This is a genomic window from Teichococcus aestuarii, from assembly GCF_003116135.1.
Taxonomy (GTDB): Bacteria; Pseudomonadota; Alphaproteobacteria; order Acetobacterales; family Acetobacteraceae; genus Pseudoroseomonas; species Pseudoroseomonas aestuarii.
Genome location: NZ_PDOA01000030.1, coordinates 13,566 through 30,465, shown reverse-complemented (window position 1 = coordinate 30,465; position 16,900 = coordinate 13,566). Strand labels below are relative to the sequence as shown.

Sequence of the window (16,900 nt, the reverse complement as noted above, 5' to 3'; positions counted from 1 at the left end):
ACAGTTCCCGTAGCCGATCCGACAGGTCGAAGAACCCTGGTTGCCCCGCCATCGCCGCCTCCGCCCGCATCGCCACGCCAGTCAATCAGCAGCCGGAAGCCAGCGCGAGGGGTTTCTGGAGGTGTCCAGGTGGCGCTCATACCGGCTGTGTACCACCGCTGACGGGGCGCTGCAGTCTGGGCAGGCCGCCGTGCCGCCGCGAGAGGCGGCCACGATGACAAGGCCGCCCGGTACCGGCAGGGTCTGCCGGACCAGCAACCCAGAGGGGATCAGGGGCAGCAGATACTTGAGTATGACAGACCTCAGGAGTGAGGAACAACCAGTGCTCCATTTGCGTCCCCGACGCTGTACCTGCCATTCAGCAGCACGGAAAGTGCGGGAGATCCCAGGTCTCAGTGGCAATCAACAGCCGCCATCATGCTCCTCGTCAGGCGCCTTGGTCGTTCCGCATGAATTTCCAGACTGATGCGGTGGACGGCCCCTGCTTCACGGCATCGATGTGCCAGGATGGCGGTCGTTGGATGAACACCACGGACAGAGGGGCCGCCCGCATGCAGGTTACCACCATCGGCCTGGACATCGCCAAGCGCGTGTTCCAGGCGCACGGCGTCGACGGAACTGGCAAGGCGGTGCTGCGACGCAAGCTGCAGCGGGCCGAGGTGCTGACGTTCTTCCGGGGCCTATCGTCCTGCCTGGTAGGCATCGAGGCGTGCGGCACGGCGCATTACTGGGCGCGCGAGATCCGTGCCCTGGGCCACGAGGTCCGGCTGATGCCAGCGTCCTACGTGAAGGCTTACGTGAAGCGCGGCAAAACGGACGCGGCTGATGCGGAGGCGATCTGCGAGGCGGTGACGCGGCCGACGATGCGTTTCGTACCCGTCAAAACGCCCGAGCAGCAGGCGGTGCTGATGCTGCACCGGACACGTGACCTGCTCGTGCGCCAACGAACCATGCTGGTGAACGCCCTGCGCGGGCATATGGCCGAGCTGGGCATCATCGCCCCGCAGGGGATCAGCCGGGTGGCAGACCTCGTGGCCGTGCTGCTGGCCGAAGATGAGACCACGATGCCGGCGCTGGCCCGGCAGGCGCTGCGGGGGCTGGCGGCGGAGCTGGAAACCCTGGGCGAACGGATCGAGGCGATCGAGGCGGCCATCCTCACCTGGCACAAGGAGAATGAGGCCAGTCGCCGGCTCGCCACCATTCCCGGCATCGGGCCGATCACCGCCTCGGCGATCGTGGCCAGCATCACCGATCCCGTGCAGTTCCGCTCCGGCCGGCATCTCGCCGCCTGGATCGGGCTGGTGCCCAAACAGAACTCCAGCGGTGGCAAGGAACGGCAGCGCGGCATCTCCAAGCAGGGAGACCGCACCCTGCGCCGGCTGCTCGTGCTGGGTGCCACGGCGGTAATGCGCCATGCCAGAACCAAGGCAACCAACGAGGCCAGCTGGCTCAAGGGGCTGCTGGAACGCCGCCCAGCCAAGCTCGCCGCCGTGGCGCAGGCCAACAAGACGGCTCGGATCATCTGGGCTCTGCTGGTCAGGGGTGGCACCTACCGTGCCCCGGCCACAGCCCAGGCCGTCACAGTATGAAGCAATAAAGAGATCTCTACCGGCCATCGCCGCAGTCGGTGGAGTAGTGAGGGTGATGGCGACGTGATGGCACACCGGTCGAAGCCGGGGCCCGGCACATCCCGCTTAGAGTCTTGCGCATCACAGCGCGACAAACTGATTGGGAGCCGGGTCGCGGATTGCATCAGGGCCAGCGGTCATGAGAGCCGCATCGACAGGCCGGACACATGACCGCACCCGACCGCGGCGCCAAAACGTCTCATCGCCCTTGCGTCGTAGGGGCCGTCCACACAAGCCTCTAACACTACCTGGGCATTTCTGTTGAGCGGGATCGGATGGTGTGCGACGCTGCCTGTTGGAGGTGACGTCGATGACGAACATTCCTGGTGGTGGCGCGGACCTGGATCGCTGGCTGGCACCGTTTCTCTCGGTGATGGGACGCAAGACCCGCCGGACCTGGGCGCCGCTCTACCTGCGGGGCCTGCTCGGGCCTGGCGAGCGCAAGAGCCTGCAGCCGATGGCAGCCCGGCTTGGCTTGGGCAGCCACGACCAGCTGCAGCACTTCATCGCCAGCACGGCCTGGGACGACGCGCCGCTGTGGTCGGTGCTGGCGCAGCAGGCGGACAAGCTGGTCGGCGGCCCTCAGGCCTGGCTGGTGATCGACGACACGGCGCTGCCCAAGAAGGGCACGATGTCGGTGGGCGTGCTGCCGCAGTACTGCGGTCAGCTGGGCAAGAAGGCCAACTGCCAGTCGCTTGTCTCACTCACCCTGGCGCAGGACGAAGTGCCCGTCCCGGTTGGCCTGCGGCTGTTCCTGCCGCAGGAGTGGACCAGCGACCGGGAGCGCTGTGTCCAGGCGGGTGTGCCGGAGACGGCCATGGCGCTGCGAGCCAAAGGCGAGATCGCGCTCGGCGAGCTGGACCGGCTGACAGCGGCGGGCGTGCGGTTCGGCACGGTGCTGGCGGACGCGGGCTACGGCGCGAGTGCGGCATTCCGCCAGGGCCTGGATGCTCGGGGCCTGCGCTGGGCGGTCGGCATCCCGCGCAACCAGAAGGTCTACAGCGCCGCCGTGCAACTGGTGCCGCCGGCGGGGCGGGCCCGCAAGCCGATCCCCAATGAGCAGCCCGTGGAGGCGGAGAAGGTCCTGGCCGACCTCTCCTGGCGCCGCATCGCTTGGCGGCAAGGCACCAAAGGGGCGTTGGCGGCCCGGTTCGCCGCGGCGCGCATCCGGGTCGGCGATGGGCCAATCTGGGGCAACAACCGGCACCTGCCGGGTGACGAGGCCTGGCTGGTGGGTGAATGGCGCTCGGGCGGCGAACGGAAATACTACCTGAGCAACCTGCCCGCTGACACGTCGCTGCAGGTGCTGGCAGCCGCCATCAAGGCCCGCTGGGTCTGCGAGCAAGCGCATCAGCAACTGAAGCAGGAACTCGGCTTGGGACACTTCGAGGGACGATCCTGGACCGGCCTGCACCGACATGCGCTGATGAGCTGCATCGCCTCCGCCTATCTGCAACACCTTCGCCTCGCCGCACACCGCCGGATGAGGCGGGGGGAAAATGCGGAACCCAATGCCGGGCCCGCCGCCATCACCAAGCCTGCCCGCCGTGCGGCGCGCCATCCTCGACCGGCTGTTCAGTCACCTGGCCACGCCAGTCCGATGTCCGCACTGCCGACATAGGTTTCTATCACCTCACTATAGAGTGCCCAGGTAGTGCTAAGAGCTACCTAAGGCTTGAGTACAAACATCCATAAACCTGAAATAGAAAATGTAGCATAATATTCTACTATTTGTCTTATAACGCAACTTTTGCTTGCATATCAAGTGTTCGTGAGCGCAAGATGGTACTTGCCTTCTTGGTGCCTGCAATCGCACACGGTTCGTGCCTGAGGTGTCCAGGACCACTGCACGCACCTTCCCCAATGTTCAAGCTTTGCAGGCTCACATGGCACCAATCGAGACAGTTCTCCCTTTCCGGCTGATCGAGGCCACTATCTTCAGCAGGGATGGGATCGTCACCATCCAGGGTGTGGATGGAAGCGTCACGAAGGCACCTGCGGGTGGCCGGTATGTCTTCACTGACGGCGTTGTCAACGACGCCGATGGTCAGGTGCTGGTGGAGGATCTTCTCTACTACGCGCGTAATCATGATGTGTGGCTGGCCGGTATCGATGCCGATGAGCATTTCGTTGTGTCGGGCTGGCAGGAAGGCCGCGACATGGGCGGCCTGTTCGACAGCGCCGGCTATCTGGCTGCCAATCCGGACGTCGCTGCCTCGGGAATGGACCCACTGCTCCATTACCGCGTGTTTGGCTGGCGTGAGGGCCGCGATCCTTCTCCTTTCTTCGATACCGCCGGTTATCTCAAGGCTAATCTCGATGTAGCGGCCGCGGGCATCAATCCACTGGAGCACTACATCGCTTTTGGGCGCTATGAGGGACGTACGGCCGAGCCTGGGCTGCTGCGGGTGCAGGGCTTCGATGATGCATACTATCTTGCAGCCAATCCTGATGTGTCCGGAGCTGGCATGGATGCGCACCAGCACTATGTGCTGTTCGGCCGCACAGAAGGCCGCGCTCCGAGCGCCATGTTCGATGCACAATATTATCTGGCGCAGAACCCGGATGTGGCAGCATCTGACATGGATCCACTGTCGCACTACATGCGCTTCGGCTGGCAGGAGAAGCGTGATCCATCGGCGCGCTTCGATACGGCGAAGTACTTGGAGAGCAACCCTGATGTCGCCTTGGAGGGCGTAAATCCGCTCACCCATTATCTGACCTATGGCGCTGGAGAGGGCCGTCTGCCGCGTCCTGTGGACGAAGCGCCCAGCGGGATTACCCTCTCCAGCGGGGCAGTGGATGAGGCGCTGCCAGGTGCCGTGGTCGGCAAGCTCACAGTTTCAGACCCTGACGGCGGCCTCTTCAGCTACTCGGTCAATGATGACCGCTTTAAGGTGGTGGACGGCAGTTTGAAGCTGCGCGACGACGTAGAACTGGGCCATGAGAGCGAAGCAGAACTGCGCCTGACGGTCACAGTCATGGACTCGACCGGCTTATCTCTCAGCCACACGTTCGACATCGCGGTGAACGATGCGAATGAGGCACCGACCGATATTGCGCTGGATCTGACAAGCACCTACGAGAATGTGGCCGGTGCCGTGGTAGGCCGCCTTAGCGCGGCAGATCCTGATGATGGCGACCGACACACCTTCGTTGTGGATGATGACCGGTTTGAAGTGACCGAGGACATCCTTAAGCTGAAGGACGATGTACGCCTCGATCATGAGATGGAGCTGGAAGTAACTGTAACTATCCGGGCCACCGATGCTCAGGGCCTAATCCTGGATCAAAGCTTTACACTGCCGGTGCTCGACGCCAATGACATGCCGGCGGCTATTCGTCTGAGTGGCGATAAACTGCCGGAGAACAGCGTGGGTGCTGTGGTCGGTACGCTATCAGTGATTGATCAGGACGCGGGTGACACGCACGGCTACAGCGTGTCGGACGCGCGCTTCGAGGTTGTCGCGGGCGTTCTCAAGCTGAAGGACGACGTCAGCCTCGACCACGAGGCGGAGCCGGAGGTGACCGTCACGGTGCAGGCCGCCGATGCCGGCGGGCTGTCGGTGAAGCAGGACTTCACGCTGGCGGTGCAGAACGTCAACAACTCGATAGGAAACTTTGCGTCTCGCATGAGTGATGGAATTCTTGATTTGTTTGGCGTCAACATCGCTGGAGCTTCTTTCGGTACGCCTAGCGCCTCAGATGCTGTGGGGACGTCCCACATCTACCCCTCACATGCCGATATAGACTATTTCGCGGCAAAAGGCATGGACGTCATTCGCTTGGATTTAAAATGGGAGCGTCTTCAGCCTGACCTTGCTGCGTCTCTTGACGAGGCAGAGATGAAGTATGTTGACGAGGCCGTCGACTACGCGGCGTCGAAGGGCGTCGCGGTTATCGTTTCGCTGCACAACTACGGCAAGTACAACGAGAACTTCATCGACAAATCCACAGTCGAGGCTTCAGACTTCCAAGATGTCTGGTGCCGACTATCAGGCAGGTACCTGGAGAAAGGCAATGTCATCTTCGGGCTCATGAACGAGCCCTACGATCACACCACAGAGGAATGGATTGACATTGCCAATGCGGGCATCGCCGCGATCCGCAGCACCGGTGCGACGCAGCAGATCCTTGTGCCGGGCACATACTTCTCGGGCGCGCATAACTGGGTCAGCAGCGACAACGACACGGTTGTTGGCGACGGCATCGTAGACCCGCTCGGCAACTTCGCCATCGAGGTGCATCAATATCTAGATTCCGACAATTCCGGCTCCCATTACGGACCTGTCGCCTCTGCGAACATCGGTGTGGAACGGATTATCGACGTCACCACCTGGGCCGAGGCCACTGGCAACAAGCTGTTCCTCGGTGAGTTCGGCGTTGGGTCCGATGCGGTCAGCCTGGCGGCGCTCGACAATATGCTTGGCTTCATGCGTCAGCATGGCGATGTGTGGCAGGGCGGTACTTATTGGGCCGCTGGCGATTGGTGGGGTGATTACGCATTCTCGGTTCAGCCCTCCGGGACCTCTGATAAGCCGCAGATGGCGATTCTAGACAAGTATGTTTCGCCCCAGAGTCAGCCCTATTGGCTGGAAGCGGCGCACAGGGCGTGGCCTGCCGTGCCTACCTCTACTGTCACGGGTTATGCGGGAGATGGACTTGCTTTGGTTTAGTGGAGAGGCGTTGGATCAGCTGGCGGCCATTCTCTCGAACTGGGCGGGGCTTGTGAAGTCGCGCGCGGAATGGGGCGCCGGACGGGGTTGTAGAAGCCATCGATGTAGCGGCCGATGGCCTGCCCGGCCTCCTGGCGGGTTTCGAAGACGGTACGCCAGACGAGTTACGGCTTCAGCGTCTTAAAGAACGTCTCCACCATGGTGTTGTCGTAGCAGTTTCCCTTGCCCGACATCGTGGAGTGGTCCCCATCAAACCGAACACGCGATCGTGCCCCTCGGCGTGGTGTAGGAGCGGTGCTCCTTGGCGGGGTGAGCCGCCGTGTCAGGCAGCCACGGCGGGCAGGCTGACGGTGGGATTTTCGCTCACGGAGCCGATGGTTTCCAGGGTCATGTAGCGGGCGCGCTGGGTGGCCCATTCGTCGGACTGTTCGAGCAGAATGGCGCCGATCAGGCGGGTGATGGCGCCCTCATTCGGAAAGATGCCGACGACATCGGTGCGGCGCTTGATCTCGCCGTTGAGGCGCTCGATGGGGTTGGTGCTGTGGATCTTGGCGCGGTGCTCGCGCGGGAAGTCCATGTAGGACAGCACGTCATGTTCGGCGGCGTCCATCAACTCGGCCAGCTTCGGCACTTTCGGGCGGAGTTGGTCGGCGACGCGACGCCATTGGGCATGGGCGGCGGGCGCATCGGCCTCGGCGAAGGCTGTGCCAATCCAGGCGGAGACCAGGCGGCGCTGGGTCTTGCCCGCATGGGCGGCGGCATTGCGGCCAAAGTGGACCCGGGGGCCGTTGAAAAAGCTTCGGTATTCTGATTCGCTTGGTGTCATCAGCAGTTCGGAGGCGGATGATGCTGGGAAGCAGGGTTCGAGGGCAGACCGAGCTTATTATGGCGGGCTCCCTGCGTGACTTGATCCCAGACGACCACATCCTCGCCCGAGTTGACCGGGTGCTCGACCTGTCGTGGCTGCGCGCGGAGGTGCGTCAGCTGGACACCTCCAGAAACCCCCTCGTCACGATGCCTACGGCCTGATTCACTGACGCGGATTGGCGCGGGGGATGGGCATGGGTCGGCAGCCTGGGTTCTTTGATGTGGAGGAGCGGCTGCGGGAGTTGTCGGCCAAGGGCGACGATCTTGAGCGGATCGCCGCATTGGTGGACTTTGCCATGTTCCGCGTGGAACTGGAGCGGGCTGTACCGCGCGCCGACGGGGCAAAGGGCGGCCGGCCCGCCTTCGATCATGTGCTGATGTTCAAGATCCTGCTGCTGCAGGCGATGTACGGGCTGTCGGACGAGCGCTGCGAGTACCTCATCAAGGACCGCCTGTCGTTCATGCGCTTCCTCGGCCTGGGGCTGGCCGACCCGGTGCCGGACGCCAACACGATCTGGGCGTTCCGCGAGGCCTTGAAGCGTGCCGGTGCGGTGGAGCGGCTGTTCGCGCAGTTCGACGCCATGCTGCGCGCCGCCGGCTACCTGGCGATGGGCGGGCAGATCGTCGACGCGACCATCGTCGCCGCGCCAAAGCAGCGCAACACCGAAGGTGAGCGGGCGGCGATCAAGGCGGGCAAGATCCCTGAGGGCTGGGCGGAGAAGCCCGCGAAGCTGCGCCAGAAGGACCGCGACGCGCGCTGGACGGTGAAGTTCTCCAAGGCCAGGCCGCGCGAGGATGGCGCGCCGCAGGTCGATCTCGCCGTTCCGGCCTTCGGCTACAAGAACCATGTCACGATCGATCGCCGGCACGGCCTGATCCGCGGCTGGGCCACCAGCCATGCCGCGGCCCATGACGGGGCGAGGCTGGCGGAGGTGATCGATCCCGGCAACACCGCCAGCGATGTCTGGGCCGATACCGCCTATCGCTCGGCGAAGAACGAGGCGTGGCTGGCCGAACGCGGCCTGGTTTCGCGCATCCACCGCAAGAAGCCGCCGGGGCGGCCGATGGCGGCACGAACGCGGCGGGCCAATGCGCGCAAATCGGCCGTGCGCTCGACCGTCGAGCATGTCTTTGCCCGGCAGAAGGGTCCGATGGCGCTCGTCGTGCGCACCATCGGCATCGCCAGGGCGCGGGTGAAGATCGGCCTCGCCAATCTGGCCTACAATATGAAGCGTGAACCGCCCCGGGTTCCCCGGAGGCTGGTTTGTTTGGGTTAAGCGGCCAGGGCTGGTGCATCCCCCGCAGCATAGTAACGCGCCTCGGCTTCGGCGCGAGGGACATTTCCGATCGGCTCGAGGAGGCGGTGGATGTTGAACCAGGCCACCCACTCGAGGGTGGCGTATTCAACGGCTTCCAACGACCGCCACGGGCCGCGGCGGCGGATGACCTCGGTCTTGAACAGTCCGATCACCGTCTCGGCCAGTGCGTTGTCGTAGGAATCACCAACGCTCCCGACGGACGGCTTGATCCCGGCGTCGAGCAGCCGTTCCGTGTACCGAATGCTGAGATATTGCTTACGTTCAACTGGTCGTCGCAACACCTGTTTGCGCTGACTGCAGCACCGCATCAAGAGCTTCTGCGGGCGTTCTCCAGCCGAGCGCCTTGCGCGGCCTGGTGTTGAGGGCCGCAGCCACGGCCGCGAGGTCTTCGGCGCTGTGCGCGGCCAAGTCCGTCCCCTTCGGGAAGTACTGCCGCAGCAGCCCGTTCGTGTTCTCGTTCGTGCCGCGCTGCCACGGGCTGTGCGGATCGCAGAAGTACACCTGTAGCCCGGTGTCGATCCGCAGCCGCGGATGCTCCGTCATCTCCGCCCCTTGATCCCAGGTCAGTGACCGCCGCAGCGCCTCCGGTAGGGCGGTGATCGTGCGCGTGATGGCCCTGCGCACCGCCTCTGCGCCATGCCCGGCCAGCGCCGGCCCACTCTTCGCACGAACCCCGTCTCCATGGCCCGGCATGCGCGGCAGGTGCAGCAGCATCGTGAACCGCGTCGTGCGCTCCACCAGGGTACCGACCGCCGAGCTGCCCAGGCCGAGGATGAGGTCCCCCTCCCAGTGTCCTGGCACGGCCCGGTCGTCCGCCTCCGCTGGCCGTTCGCTGATCTTCACCTCAGGGACGACATGCGATTTCCCCCGCCCGCAGCTCCGCGCCCGCGGCACCCGGAGTGCCCGCCCAGTGCGCAGGCACGCCGTCAGCTCTCGGCGCAGAGCGCCGCGGCTCTGGACATAGAGCGACTGGTAGATGGCCTCATGGCTGATCCGCATCGTCCCATCGTCAGGAAAATCGAGCTGCAGCCGCCGCGAGATCTGCTGCGGGCTCCACGCCTTCGCCCATCGCCGTGGTTGCCGCGGCCCGTGCCGGCGGCCCTTCCACGGCACCGCTGGTCCAGCCACCGCAGCCCCGCCCGGAACGGCCACGGCGCCCGCAAGCCGATCTTGCACATACGCCCTCAGCGCCGGACGCGTCACCAGCTTCGCCGGCTTCGGACGCCGCGCTGCCCGCTCGGCATGCCACTGCGCGGTCGTGGCCCGGTATTCCAGATTGCCGTTTCGGGTGGCCGCATTGCGCCGTACCTCGCGCGACACCGTCGACGCCGCCCGCCCCAGCCGCCGGGCAACCTCCCGCACTCCACAGCCCTGGGCCCGCAGCAGCGCAATCTCCTCGCGCTCCGCAAACAACAGGTATCGTCCTGAGGGCGGCTTTGACGACCGTCCAAGCGTCGATGGTGGCATTCCGCCCGCCTCCCGAAACCAGCGGGACCCGACCGCCTCCGACACCCCCACGCCGATCGCCGCGTCCCAACTCGACTGTCCCACCCCAATCAACGTCCAGAACCGCCGTCGGTCCTCACGCCGGCCTACTCCCGGGCGGCCAGGTGAAGGAGACTTCGCCCGCAAAGCCCAGTCTGAACGCCGCCGACCAGCCATCGCAACCACCCTCCATCTCGGTGTTGCGACGACCAGTTGAACGTAAGCTGTCTGCCGCTGCAGATGATGGTGGCCACCCGCAAGGGCCTGGCCTGCACCCGCGCCTTCGGGCGGCCGGTGACCAGCTGGGGCGAGATGCGTGAGGCAGTGGCCGCCTACGCGCATCGGGCGGCGGAGAAGCTGCGGGCGGAGGATCTCGAGGCCTGCCACCTGGCGGTCTTCATGCACACCGATCCGCACGCCCAGGGAGAGCGCTACCAGCACCTGCAGCACGCGGCGCGGATCGAGCCGACCAGCGACAGCCGCGACCTGATCGCCGAGGCGGTGCGCATGGCCGAAGGCCTGTGGCGCGACGGGCTGCGCTATGCCAAGGCCGGGGTGGTGCTGAACGACCTGGTGCCGGCCGGCCGGCAGGCGCGGCTCTTCGCCACACGGGAGCCGCGGGCCTCGGCGCGCACCATGGCGGTGATGGACGCGATCAACCGCCAGCACGGCGCCGGCACGGTGCGGCCGGCGGCGACCGGCATCGCGCGGAGCTGGAGCACGCGGCGCGCGATGCTGTCGCCGCGCTACACCACCCACATTGGCGAGATCCTGCGGGCGACGGCGTTCTGATGCGGCCGCTACGCGTTGCTGATCAGCACCTCACCGGCGCGCTGTGGCTTGCCGCTGATGCCGTAGGTGGTCTCCACGGCCTCGATGGCGAAGCGCCCGAACACCTCCCGCACGCCGGGCGTGTCGTTGAGGCTCAGCAGGAAGCGCCCCTGGATGGCGGCGAGCTGCTCGGCCAGGCGCTCGAAATCGGCGCGGTCGAACACGCCCGGGCCGTAGTCGCGCTCGCAGCCCCAGTAGGGCGGGTCGAGGTAGAACTGCGTGTCGGGGCGGTCATAGCGGGCGATCTGCGCCACCTTGCGCACCGCCTGCTCCAGCACACCGTCGCGCCCCTGGCCGATCAGCGCTTCGGCGCAGGCCTCGAAGGCGGCGCCATCCTCGCTGGCGAAGAGCCGCATCAGACGGTCGGCCGGGGTGCCGGCGCCCTTCTCCGGGCGCGATGGAGCCGGAGCCTCCACGCCGATCCGCCGCAGGGCCTCGGCGCCGTGCAGCAGGCGGCTGCGATCGCGCCAAGCGGCAGGGCTCCCGGTGCCGTCCCTGCCACGCATCCCGCCAGCGCCGGCGGCGGCCCAGTCGGCCTGCTGCACCAGCACCACCACGCCCTGCCGCAGCATCTCGGCGGCCACAGCGCGGTTGGCCTCCTGCAGCACCGCCAGCGGCACCGCGCCGCCGGGCCGCATCAGGTCCAGCGTCTCGGCATCCGGGTCGTGGGTCAGCACCACGGACCGCAGCTCCGGCGCCAGGTCGCGGGCCCTGGAGCGGGCCGTCGTCACGATCTCCCGCCCGGGATCATCGGCGGGTGCCGTATCTGGCAGCCTTCTGCCGGCAGCCCAGGCACACCATGGCCGCTGCGGATCACGAGGCCTGGGACGGATTGTCATCTGGGCACCCAGGAATGCAGGCCGCGGCGCAGACCATCGCCTGCGAGGCCTCCAGCCATGACTGGCGGCCTCGCATCCAGGCAGCAGGCCGCAGAGCGTGCGGGGCTATGCTCGTCACGGCATGGCAGCTCTCCAGCCAGGATGGTGATGACGCCTCCAAGACCACAGAATTCCCGTACAAATCTCTCCCGAAAACTCCTGCAGAGACTGCCGGCTAAGAAATTGTTCTGTATTGTTATTCAGGATGGCATGCTGAGGTCAGAGTATGGGCAAGCCTGCAAAGAAGCGCGCCGAAGCTGACTGGGGCGATCTGTGCAGCGTCTCGACCCCTTTCCGGAAGGCCGCGAAGGTGGCGCTGCCGCCTCTGCGATCGCCCGGCCGGCCCCGGAAGTACCCTTTCCTGACCCTGCAGCCAGGCGACAGCTTCTACATCCCTCCCGCGGAGGGTGCTGATCGCACGCGGCTGGTGAAGAACGCCCGGCGTGCGCTCGACATGCTGCGCCGGGCGAATTTCGGGGGCCTGGGCAGCCGGCTCTGGGCCAATCGCCGCTTTACCTTCCGCCGGTGGCAGGATGGCTGGCGCTGCTGGCGGGTGGATTGATCGGCAGGGGAAGGGGACAAGTCTTCTTCCGGGCCTCTGCTCCCGAAAGGGTACGGCTGTCCGCTCCGCGGAGATTGAGAGTGGTTCCCCCTCAGGGTGCAGGGTCAGTCGGGCTGCCCTCATCGGCAACACACGGCCGCACCTTGGCGGCGTCAAAGGCAGTCGGCAGCAAGGCCACTGTCTGTCCCCTCAACACGCGATGCCCGGCACTTCGGCCGGCTGCGCTCAACGCAACACGGACCCGTGATCTCAGTCAAGGCCGAGGCTGGCGGGATGGGTTGACGCAACCTACCGCATCTCGTCTCGAACGATCAACGACCCGGCTCTAAACCTATGTTTTTGCGCTGTTCTTGAAGGATATGGTTTAGGTTTCGTCACCTATAGAAAACACCAGAGGGGGGACACCCCCCCCTATACACGATCCAAAGACCACCAAGAGTCCCCCCCCTTAGTTATGCTATAATATAAAAAAAAAGAGATTTTTTTCGTATATTATAAGGCGTTATAGCCCCTCGGGTTGTGGCAAAGAGGTTATGGCGACGGGGGGTTTCGGTCGTGTTGAAACCCCCTCTCACGCCCTGGTTGACCCAGACGCCTAATCGACCACCTTCTCGTAGATAAGCGTTCCGCTACAGGGCCAAGGGAAGCCGGGAGAGGAAGCTGAGCATTGCCCGGCGCGGGGTGTTCGACACCTCAGCGCCCCAAGGGTGCGGCCACCCTCCTCCCGCCGTTCCAAACGCTGCGGCAGGTCACCGCTGCGGATCACGTCCTGCGGCAGGTTTAGGACGAGCAAACCCGAACTTGAGGAAAATCCCCTCAGAAGCCCGTAGACCGGCTTTCTGTTGTTAGCGGTAGGGGTGTAGCTGAACCGCATCAGGAGAGGCTCTGGCGGGCTTCTGAGCCGCTTTAAGGCCCATCCCAGTGCAGCCACCCCACGCGCTCACGGCTTGCCTGCTGCCCCAGCATGAGAACTCCATCACTGACCCTGATGGCAGATCCGCCGGTCAGGGAGCAATTTGGGGAGACCGGAGTGGGTGTGGCGGCTGAAAATTGCCTTCAGCACGGTGATCAGCAGGTGCTGCTGGCTGCAGTTGCCCTGGCGTCGTGTGGTTCAGCCTGCCTCAGGCCGCCCTCTTGGCGATCCATGGCCGCACCTTGGCGACGTCAAACGCAGCCAGCAGCAAGGCCACTGCCTGTCCCTTCGAACACGCGATGCCCGACACTCCGGTCGGCCGTCTCAAAAACGGCACAGACCCGTGATCGCGGTCAAGCCCGAGGTTTTGGCGGGACGGTTTTAGCATTTTCGCCAATGCCATAACTCATGCCCCGTAAAATCCTGATTTCTCCGTGTTTTTTGGTTATGGGGTTAGGTTATGGCATCCCTCTAAGAGTGGGAGCCGTAGAGCCCCTGTCTATAAAAACGAAAAATGACCCCTCCCCACCCCCACTTAGATAAACCCTATAATATAAAAAAAGAGAGATTTTTTTCTTTTATTATAGGGGCTTACTAGCCCCCCGGTGGTTTTGAGGAGGTTTCGGTGGAGTGGGGTTTCGGCATGACCAAAACCCCCATCACGCCCTGGTTGACCCGCGTCCCCGGCTTGTTGGAACAACGGGCAAACAACGGTTGAGTAAATGGCCAACAAAGTCACCAAGGCCGCCAATCTCGCCGAAGCCTGAGGGCCCAGCCGGTCGATCCGTTCGCCTCGTTCGGCGGGCAAGGCTTCAGGATGCCGGCCGGAGACCAGGGCAAGCCTATCCTCGTCGGTCCATGCGTGTGCTCATCGGGCGACGCGTGGCGCGGCTGTCGTGCCGCCTGGCAGGCCGACCAGGAGCAGCCCACGGCGGGCGCGAGCCTTGCGGAGGCGGCGGGGGCAGCAAAGCTGGCCTTGGTGCCTGGCTCGCCCCCGGATCGACCCTCCTCACCCCCGCTCGGAGAAGCGCTCCTGGGCGGTGAGACGCTGCCGGGGAAGGTCGACCTCCCGGCCATAGACCTCCTGCCACAGGAAGCTCAGCTCCGCCTGCTGCAGGGCCTCCGGCACATCGGTATACCAGGCGCGCGGCTGCCCTGCCGTGGCATCCCCGTTCCAGCGGTAGCCGCGCGCCTTGAGGCGGTCCTTGGCCTCGAAGGGTGCCTCCACCGCCCAGATCCGCCAGGAGGCCTGCCGGGCAGTCTCCAGCAGCCGTGTGAGCCCTGTGACGCCGGATTGGGGCAGCGGCCGCGCCAGGATCGCCAGCGTTGCCTCGCAGTCATGCAGCGCCCGGTGGCCGCCAAAGAACAGCCCGCAGCGCATGGCAAGGTAGCCGAGCCGCGTGCCCTCGAACCCCTCTGCCGCCCAGTCCACCTGCGCCAGCGAGCAGGCCCAGGGCTTGGCCGTGAAGGCCTCGCAGAAGCGCTCGGCAAAGCGCCGGTCAAAGCGCGCATTGTGGGCGATGATCAGGGCGGCGGGGGCGATGAACCGCGCCACCTCCTCCGGGTCGATCCGGTGGCCGGCCACCATCGCGTCCGTCAGGCCGGTCAGGCGGGTCACCGCCGGCGGGATCGGCCGGCAGGGCTGGCGCAGCCGGCTGAAGGGCTCGCCCACGCCATAGAGCGTGCCATCCAGCCCGTAGGTGAAGGGCAGCATGGCCAGCTCGATGATCTCGTCCTGCTCGGGGTCGAGCCCCGTGGTCTCGAGGTCGAGCAGCAGGCCAAGGCGGGTGGGCGTGCCCGGCGGCGGCGCGATGGTCGCGCAGGGCTCCACCCGGCGCAGCACCCGGTAGCGGCCGCTGGCTTCCAGGGTGGCGGCCATGGCTTCCAGAGCGGCAGGGCTGGGTGGGTCGGTCGCATCACAGGGCATGCTGCCTGCATGGCACTCCACCCGGCACCCCGCCAGAGGAGCGGGCGATGGCGGCAGGCTCAGCGGCAGAGCCGCTCGCACGGCACACCGTCCCGGTCGCCATCCAGCCGCGCCAGCCCGCACTGGCGGAAATGGAACTGCGCCTCGGCGCAGCTGCTCATCTGCGTGCAATAGCGCTTGCTGCCGCAGCTGAAGCCGTCCCCGCTGCGGCTCTGGGGCGGGGCCGCCGTTGGGCTGGCGGGCGGCCGCGACGGGATCGCGGACGCCCTGCCACCGTTGCTGCGCCACTCCCAGGGCGGCACCTGCTCGCTGGCAGGCAGAGCCCACAGGCCGCGGCGGGCCTGTCGTGCCTCCGCCTCCAGCCGCGGCAGCGCCGGGTCGCGATTGTACTGGCGGTAGACCCAGGCCGCGCCGCGGCGGACCAGCTCGGCGTTGACGTCGACCGTGCCGGCCCACACCCGTCCCACGGTGCGGCCATAGCGGTCGGTATCCTCCACCACGACCCGCACGGCCTGGCGAAAGGCCAGGGTCGAGAGCTCCTGCTGCGCCCGTGTGCCGTAGGGCTGCCGGCTTTCCGGCGCGTCGATGCCGTACAGGCGGACCCGCACCTGCTGCCGCTCCGGCGTCAGCAGGGTCAGCGTGTCACCGTCGCTGATCCCCACCACCTGTCCCAACAGCTCCGCGGCCCGGGCGGGATGGCTGAATAGCAGGGTGACCCCGAGCAGCAGGCGGACAAGCAAGGACATGCGGCGGACCATAGCGGCCTGCCCTGCCCGCGCCCATGCTCACGGTTCCGTGATTTTATCGTTGAGCCATCCCTTCTGGCTGGCGAGAATGATCCGGCCACCACCCAGCCCGGTGGGCGCGGTCGCCAGAAGGGAGACACGAGCCGTGTGGTTGATGCGTTTGGCACGGGATCTGGCCAGGCTGCGTTGGGATCGTTCGGCCAAGAGGCCGGCGCACCACCCTCCCCCTTCGGTCCAGCGCTTTTCGGGCTTTGCGGAGGATACGGCCGCCATCCAGCGGAGTGCGGACCAGACAAGCTCGAGCCCGCTGCGGCGCAGCAAGGCGGATTGGATCGGCAGGAGCCCGGACCTGCCGCCAGGGCCACGTTCCGCCCTGCCCTTCCCGGAGGGCACCGGCCCTCACGGGCATCGCGGGCGAATGCGGCAGAAGCTGCTGGAGCGCGGCCCGGACGCGCTGGCCGATTACGAGCTGCTGGAGATGCTGCTGTTCTTTGCCTTCAAGCAGGGCGACACCAAGCCGCTGGCCAAGGCCCTGATCAATCGCCACGGCTCCTTGGCCAAGGTGCTGACGGCCTCGGAGAAGGAACTCGCGGAGACATCGGGCCTGGGCGCGCCCAGCATCGCGGCACTGAAGCTGGTGCAGGCCACCGCGCTGCGCCTGGCCTGTTCGGAGAGGATGGAGCAGCCGGTGCTGAACAGCTGGGACCGGCTGACCACCTATCTGGGCACCGCCCTGGCAGGCGAGACGACCGCGCAGTTCCGCATCCTGTTCCTCGACAGCAAGAACCGCCTGATCGCCGACGAGGCGCAGGCCGGGGATGCGGCGAACCCCATGCCCGTCGACCCGCGCGCGGTGATGAAGCGGGCGCTGGAGCTGCATGCGACCGCGCTGATCCTGGTGCACCACCACCCGGACGGCCGTCCGACACCAGGCCAGGCAGATCGCAAGATGATCGCGGAGATCCAGGCGGCCGGCGCGATCCTCTCGGTGGTGCTGCATGACCACCTGATCGTCGGCAAGGGGCGCACCCTGAGCCTCCGGCGCGAGGGGCTGCTGTAGGAGAGCGC

Annotated in this window: 11 protein-coding genes and 4 pseudogenes; 8 read left to right on the top strand and 7 right to left on the bottom strand. The window is 65.9% G+C overall.

Annotation, left to right across the window (positions count from 1 at the left end; genetic code table 11):
- Positions 1-551 precede the first annotated feature (551 nt).
- The 3 genes from CR165_RS22510 to CR165_RS22500 all read left to right on the top strand — a co-directional run bounded on the left by CR165_RS22510 (position 552) and on the right by CR165_RS22500 (position 6,304).
- Positions 552-1,589 carry an IS110 family RNA-guided transposase gene (locus CR165_RS22510; protein WP_109519153.1) on the top strand — a complete coding sequence of 346 codons (1,038 nt, stop codon included), beginning with the start codon at positions 552-554 and terminating at the stop codon, positions 1,587-1,589.
- 349 nt (positions 1,590-1,938) lie between these two features.
- Positions 1,939-3,249: an IS701 family transposase gene (locus CR165_RS22505; protein ID WP_109519151.1), complete on the top strand. Its 1,311-nt coding sequence runs from the start codon at positions 1,939-1,941 to the stop codon at positions 3,247-3,249.
- A gap of 265 nt (positions 3,250-3,514) precedes the next feature.
- Complete coding sequence (locus tag CR165_RS22500; protein WP_109519150.1) at positions 3,515-6,304, top strand: cellulase family glycosylhydrolase; 2,790 nt, start codon at positions 3,515-3,517, stop codon at positions 6,302-6,304.
- 15 nt (positions 6,305-6,319) lie between these two features.
- Here the strand turns inward: CR165_RS22500 and CR165_RS22495 are convergent.
- A pseudogene (locus CR165_RS22495) lies at positions 6,320-6,543 on the bottom strand (IS3 family transposase); the annotation flags it as partial.
- Positions 6,544-6,626: 83 nt separating this feature from the next.
- A pseudogene (locus tag CR165_RS22490) lies at positions 6,627-7,085 on the bottom strand (transposase); the annotation flags it as partial.
- Positions 7,086-7,150: 65 nt separating this feature from the next.
- Here CR165_RS22490 and CR165_RS26240 point away from each other — a divergent pair.
- Together CR165_RS26240 and CR165_RS22480 are read left to right on the top strand one after the other, a co-directional pair.
- Positions 7,151-7,291, top strand: a pseudogene (locus CR165_RS26240) (IS5/IS1182 family transposase); the annotation flags it as partial.
- A 74-nt stretch (positions 7,292-7,365) separates the two neighbouring features.
- Complete coding sequence (locus CR165_RS22480; protein ID WP_109519152.1) at positions 7,366-8,448, top strand: IS5 family transposase; 1,083 nt, start codon at positions 7,366-7,368, stop codon at positions 8,446-8,448.
- On the opposite strand, the pseudogene CR165_RS22475 reads toward CR165_RS22480, so the two are convergent.
- Both CR165_RS22475 and CR165_RS22470 read right to left on the bottom strand, forming a co-directional pair.
- A pseudogene (locus tag CR165_RS22475) lies at positions 8,445-8,744 on the bottom strand (integrase core domain-containing protein); the annotation flags it as partial. The gene CR165_RS22480 and the pseudogene CR165_RS22475 sit on opposite strands and share 4 nt — an antisense overlap.
- A gap of 7 nt (positions 8,745-8,751) precedes the next feature.
- Positions 8,752-10,152 (bottom strand): IS30 family transposase, encoded by a 1,401-nt coding sequence (locus CR165_RS22470; RefSeq protein WP_109519148.1) that lies wholly within the window; start codon positions 10,150-10,152, stop codon positions 8,752-8,754.
- Positions 10,153-10,188: 36 nt separating this feature from the next.
- Between CR165_RS22470 and CR165_RS22465 the strand changes: the two genes are divergently transcribed.
- Positions 10,189-10,767, top strand: a complete 579-nt coding sequence (locus CR165_RS22465) for a DUF4113 domain-containing protein (protein WP_146202009.1) — start codon at positions 10,189-10,191, stop codon at positions 10,765-10,767.
- 8 nt (positions 10,768-10,775) lie between these two features.
- Here CR165_RS22465 and CR165_RS25250 read toward each other — a convergent pair whose 3' ends face one another.
- Complete coding sequence (locus CR165_RS25250; RefSeq protein WP_181378312.1) at positions 10,776-11,537, bottom strand: hypothetical protein; 762 nt, start codon at positions 11,535-11,537, stop codon at positions 10,776-10,778.
- A gap of 373 nt (positions 11,538-11,910) precedes the next feature.
- On the opposite strand from CR165_RS25250, the gene CR165_RS22455 reads away from it, so the two are divergent.
- Positions 11,911-12,246 carry a hypothetical protein gene (locus CR165_RS22455; protein WP_109519146.1) on the top strand — a complete coding sequence of 112 codons (336 nt, stop codon included), beginning with the start codon at positions 11,911-11,913 and terminating at the stop codon, positions 12,244-12,246.
- Between the two features lie 1,922 nt (positions 12,247-14,168).
- Here CR165_RS22455 and CR165_RS22450 read toward each other — a convergent pair.
- Positions 14,169-15,086: a 3'-5' exonuclease gene (locus CR165_RS22450; RefSeq protein WP_109519145.1), complete on the bottom strand. Its 918-nt coding sequence runs from the start codon at positions 15,084-15,086 to the stop codon at positions 14,169-14,171.
- A 59-nt stretch (positions 15,087-15,145) separates the two neighbouring features.
- A complete protein-coding gene (locus CR165_RS22445) occupies positions 15,146-15,832 on the bottom strand; it encodes a thermonuclease family protein (protein ID WP_219929834.1) in 687 nt (228 codons plus the stop codon).
- 418 nt (positions 15,833-16,250) lie between these two features.
- Here CR165_RS22445 and radC point away from each other — a divergent pair, with 418 nt between their 5' ends.
- Positions 16,251-16,892 carry a RadC family protein gene (radC, locus tag CR165_RS22440; RefSeq protein ID WP_245906695.1) on the top strand — a complete coding sequence of 214 codons (642 nt, stop codon included), beginning with the start codon at positions 16,251-16,253 and terminating at the stop codon, positions 16,890-16,892.
- The last annotated feature ends 8 nt before the right edge of the window (positions 16,893-16,900 follow it).

Excerpts from the sequence above, each read along its gene's own strand:
- CR165_RS22510 (WP_109519153.1), top strand. The coding sequence starts at position 552 with ATGCAGGTTACCACCATCGGCCTGGACATCGCCAAGCGCGTGTTCCAG.
- CR165_RS22505 (WP_109519151.1), top strand. The coding sequence starts at position 1,939 with ATGACGAACATTCCTGGTGGTGGCGCGGACCTGGATCGCTGGCTGGCA.
- CR165_RS22500 (WP_109519150.1), top strand. The coding sequence starts at position 3,515 with ATGGCACCAATCGAGACAGTTCTCCCTTTCCGGCTGATCGAGGCCACT.
- CR165_RS22480 (WP_109519152.1), top strand. The coding sequence starts at position 7,366 with ATGGGTCGGCAGCCTGGGTTCTTTGATGTGGAGGAGCGGCTGCGGGAG.
- CR165_RS22470 (WP_109519148.1), bottom strand. The coding sequence starts at position 10,152 with ATGGCTGGTCGGCGGCGTTCAGACTGGGCTTTGCGGGCGAAGTCTCCT.
- CR165_RS22455 (WP_109519146.1), top strand. The coding sequence starts at position 11,911 with ATGGGCAAGCCTGCAAAGAAGCGCGCCGAAGCTGACTGGGGCGATCTG.
- CR165_RS22450 (WP_109519145.1), bottom strand. The coding sequence starts at position 15,086 with ATGCCCTGTGATGCGACCGACCCACCCAGCCCTGCCGCTCTGGAAGCC.
- CR165_RS22445 (WP_219929834.1), bottom strand. The coding sequence starts at position 15,832 with ATGTCCTTGCTTGTCCGCCTGCTGCTCGGGGTCACCCTGCTATTCAGC.
- radC (WP_245906695.1), top strand. The coding sequence starts at position 16,251 with ATGCGGCAGAAGCTGCTGGAGCGCGGCCCGGACGCGCTGGCCGATTAC.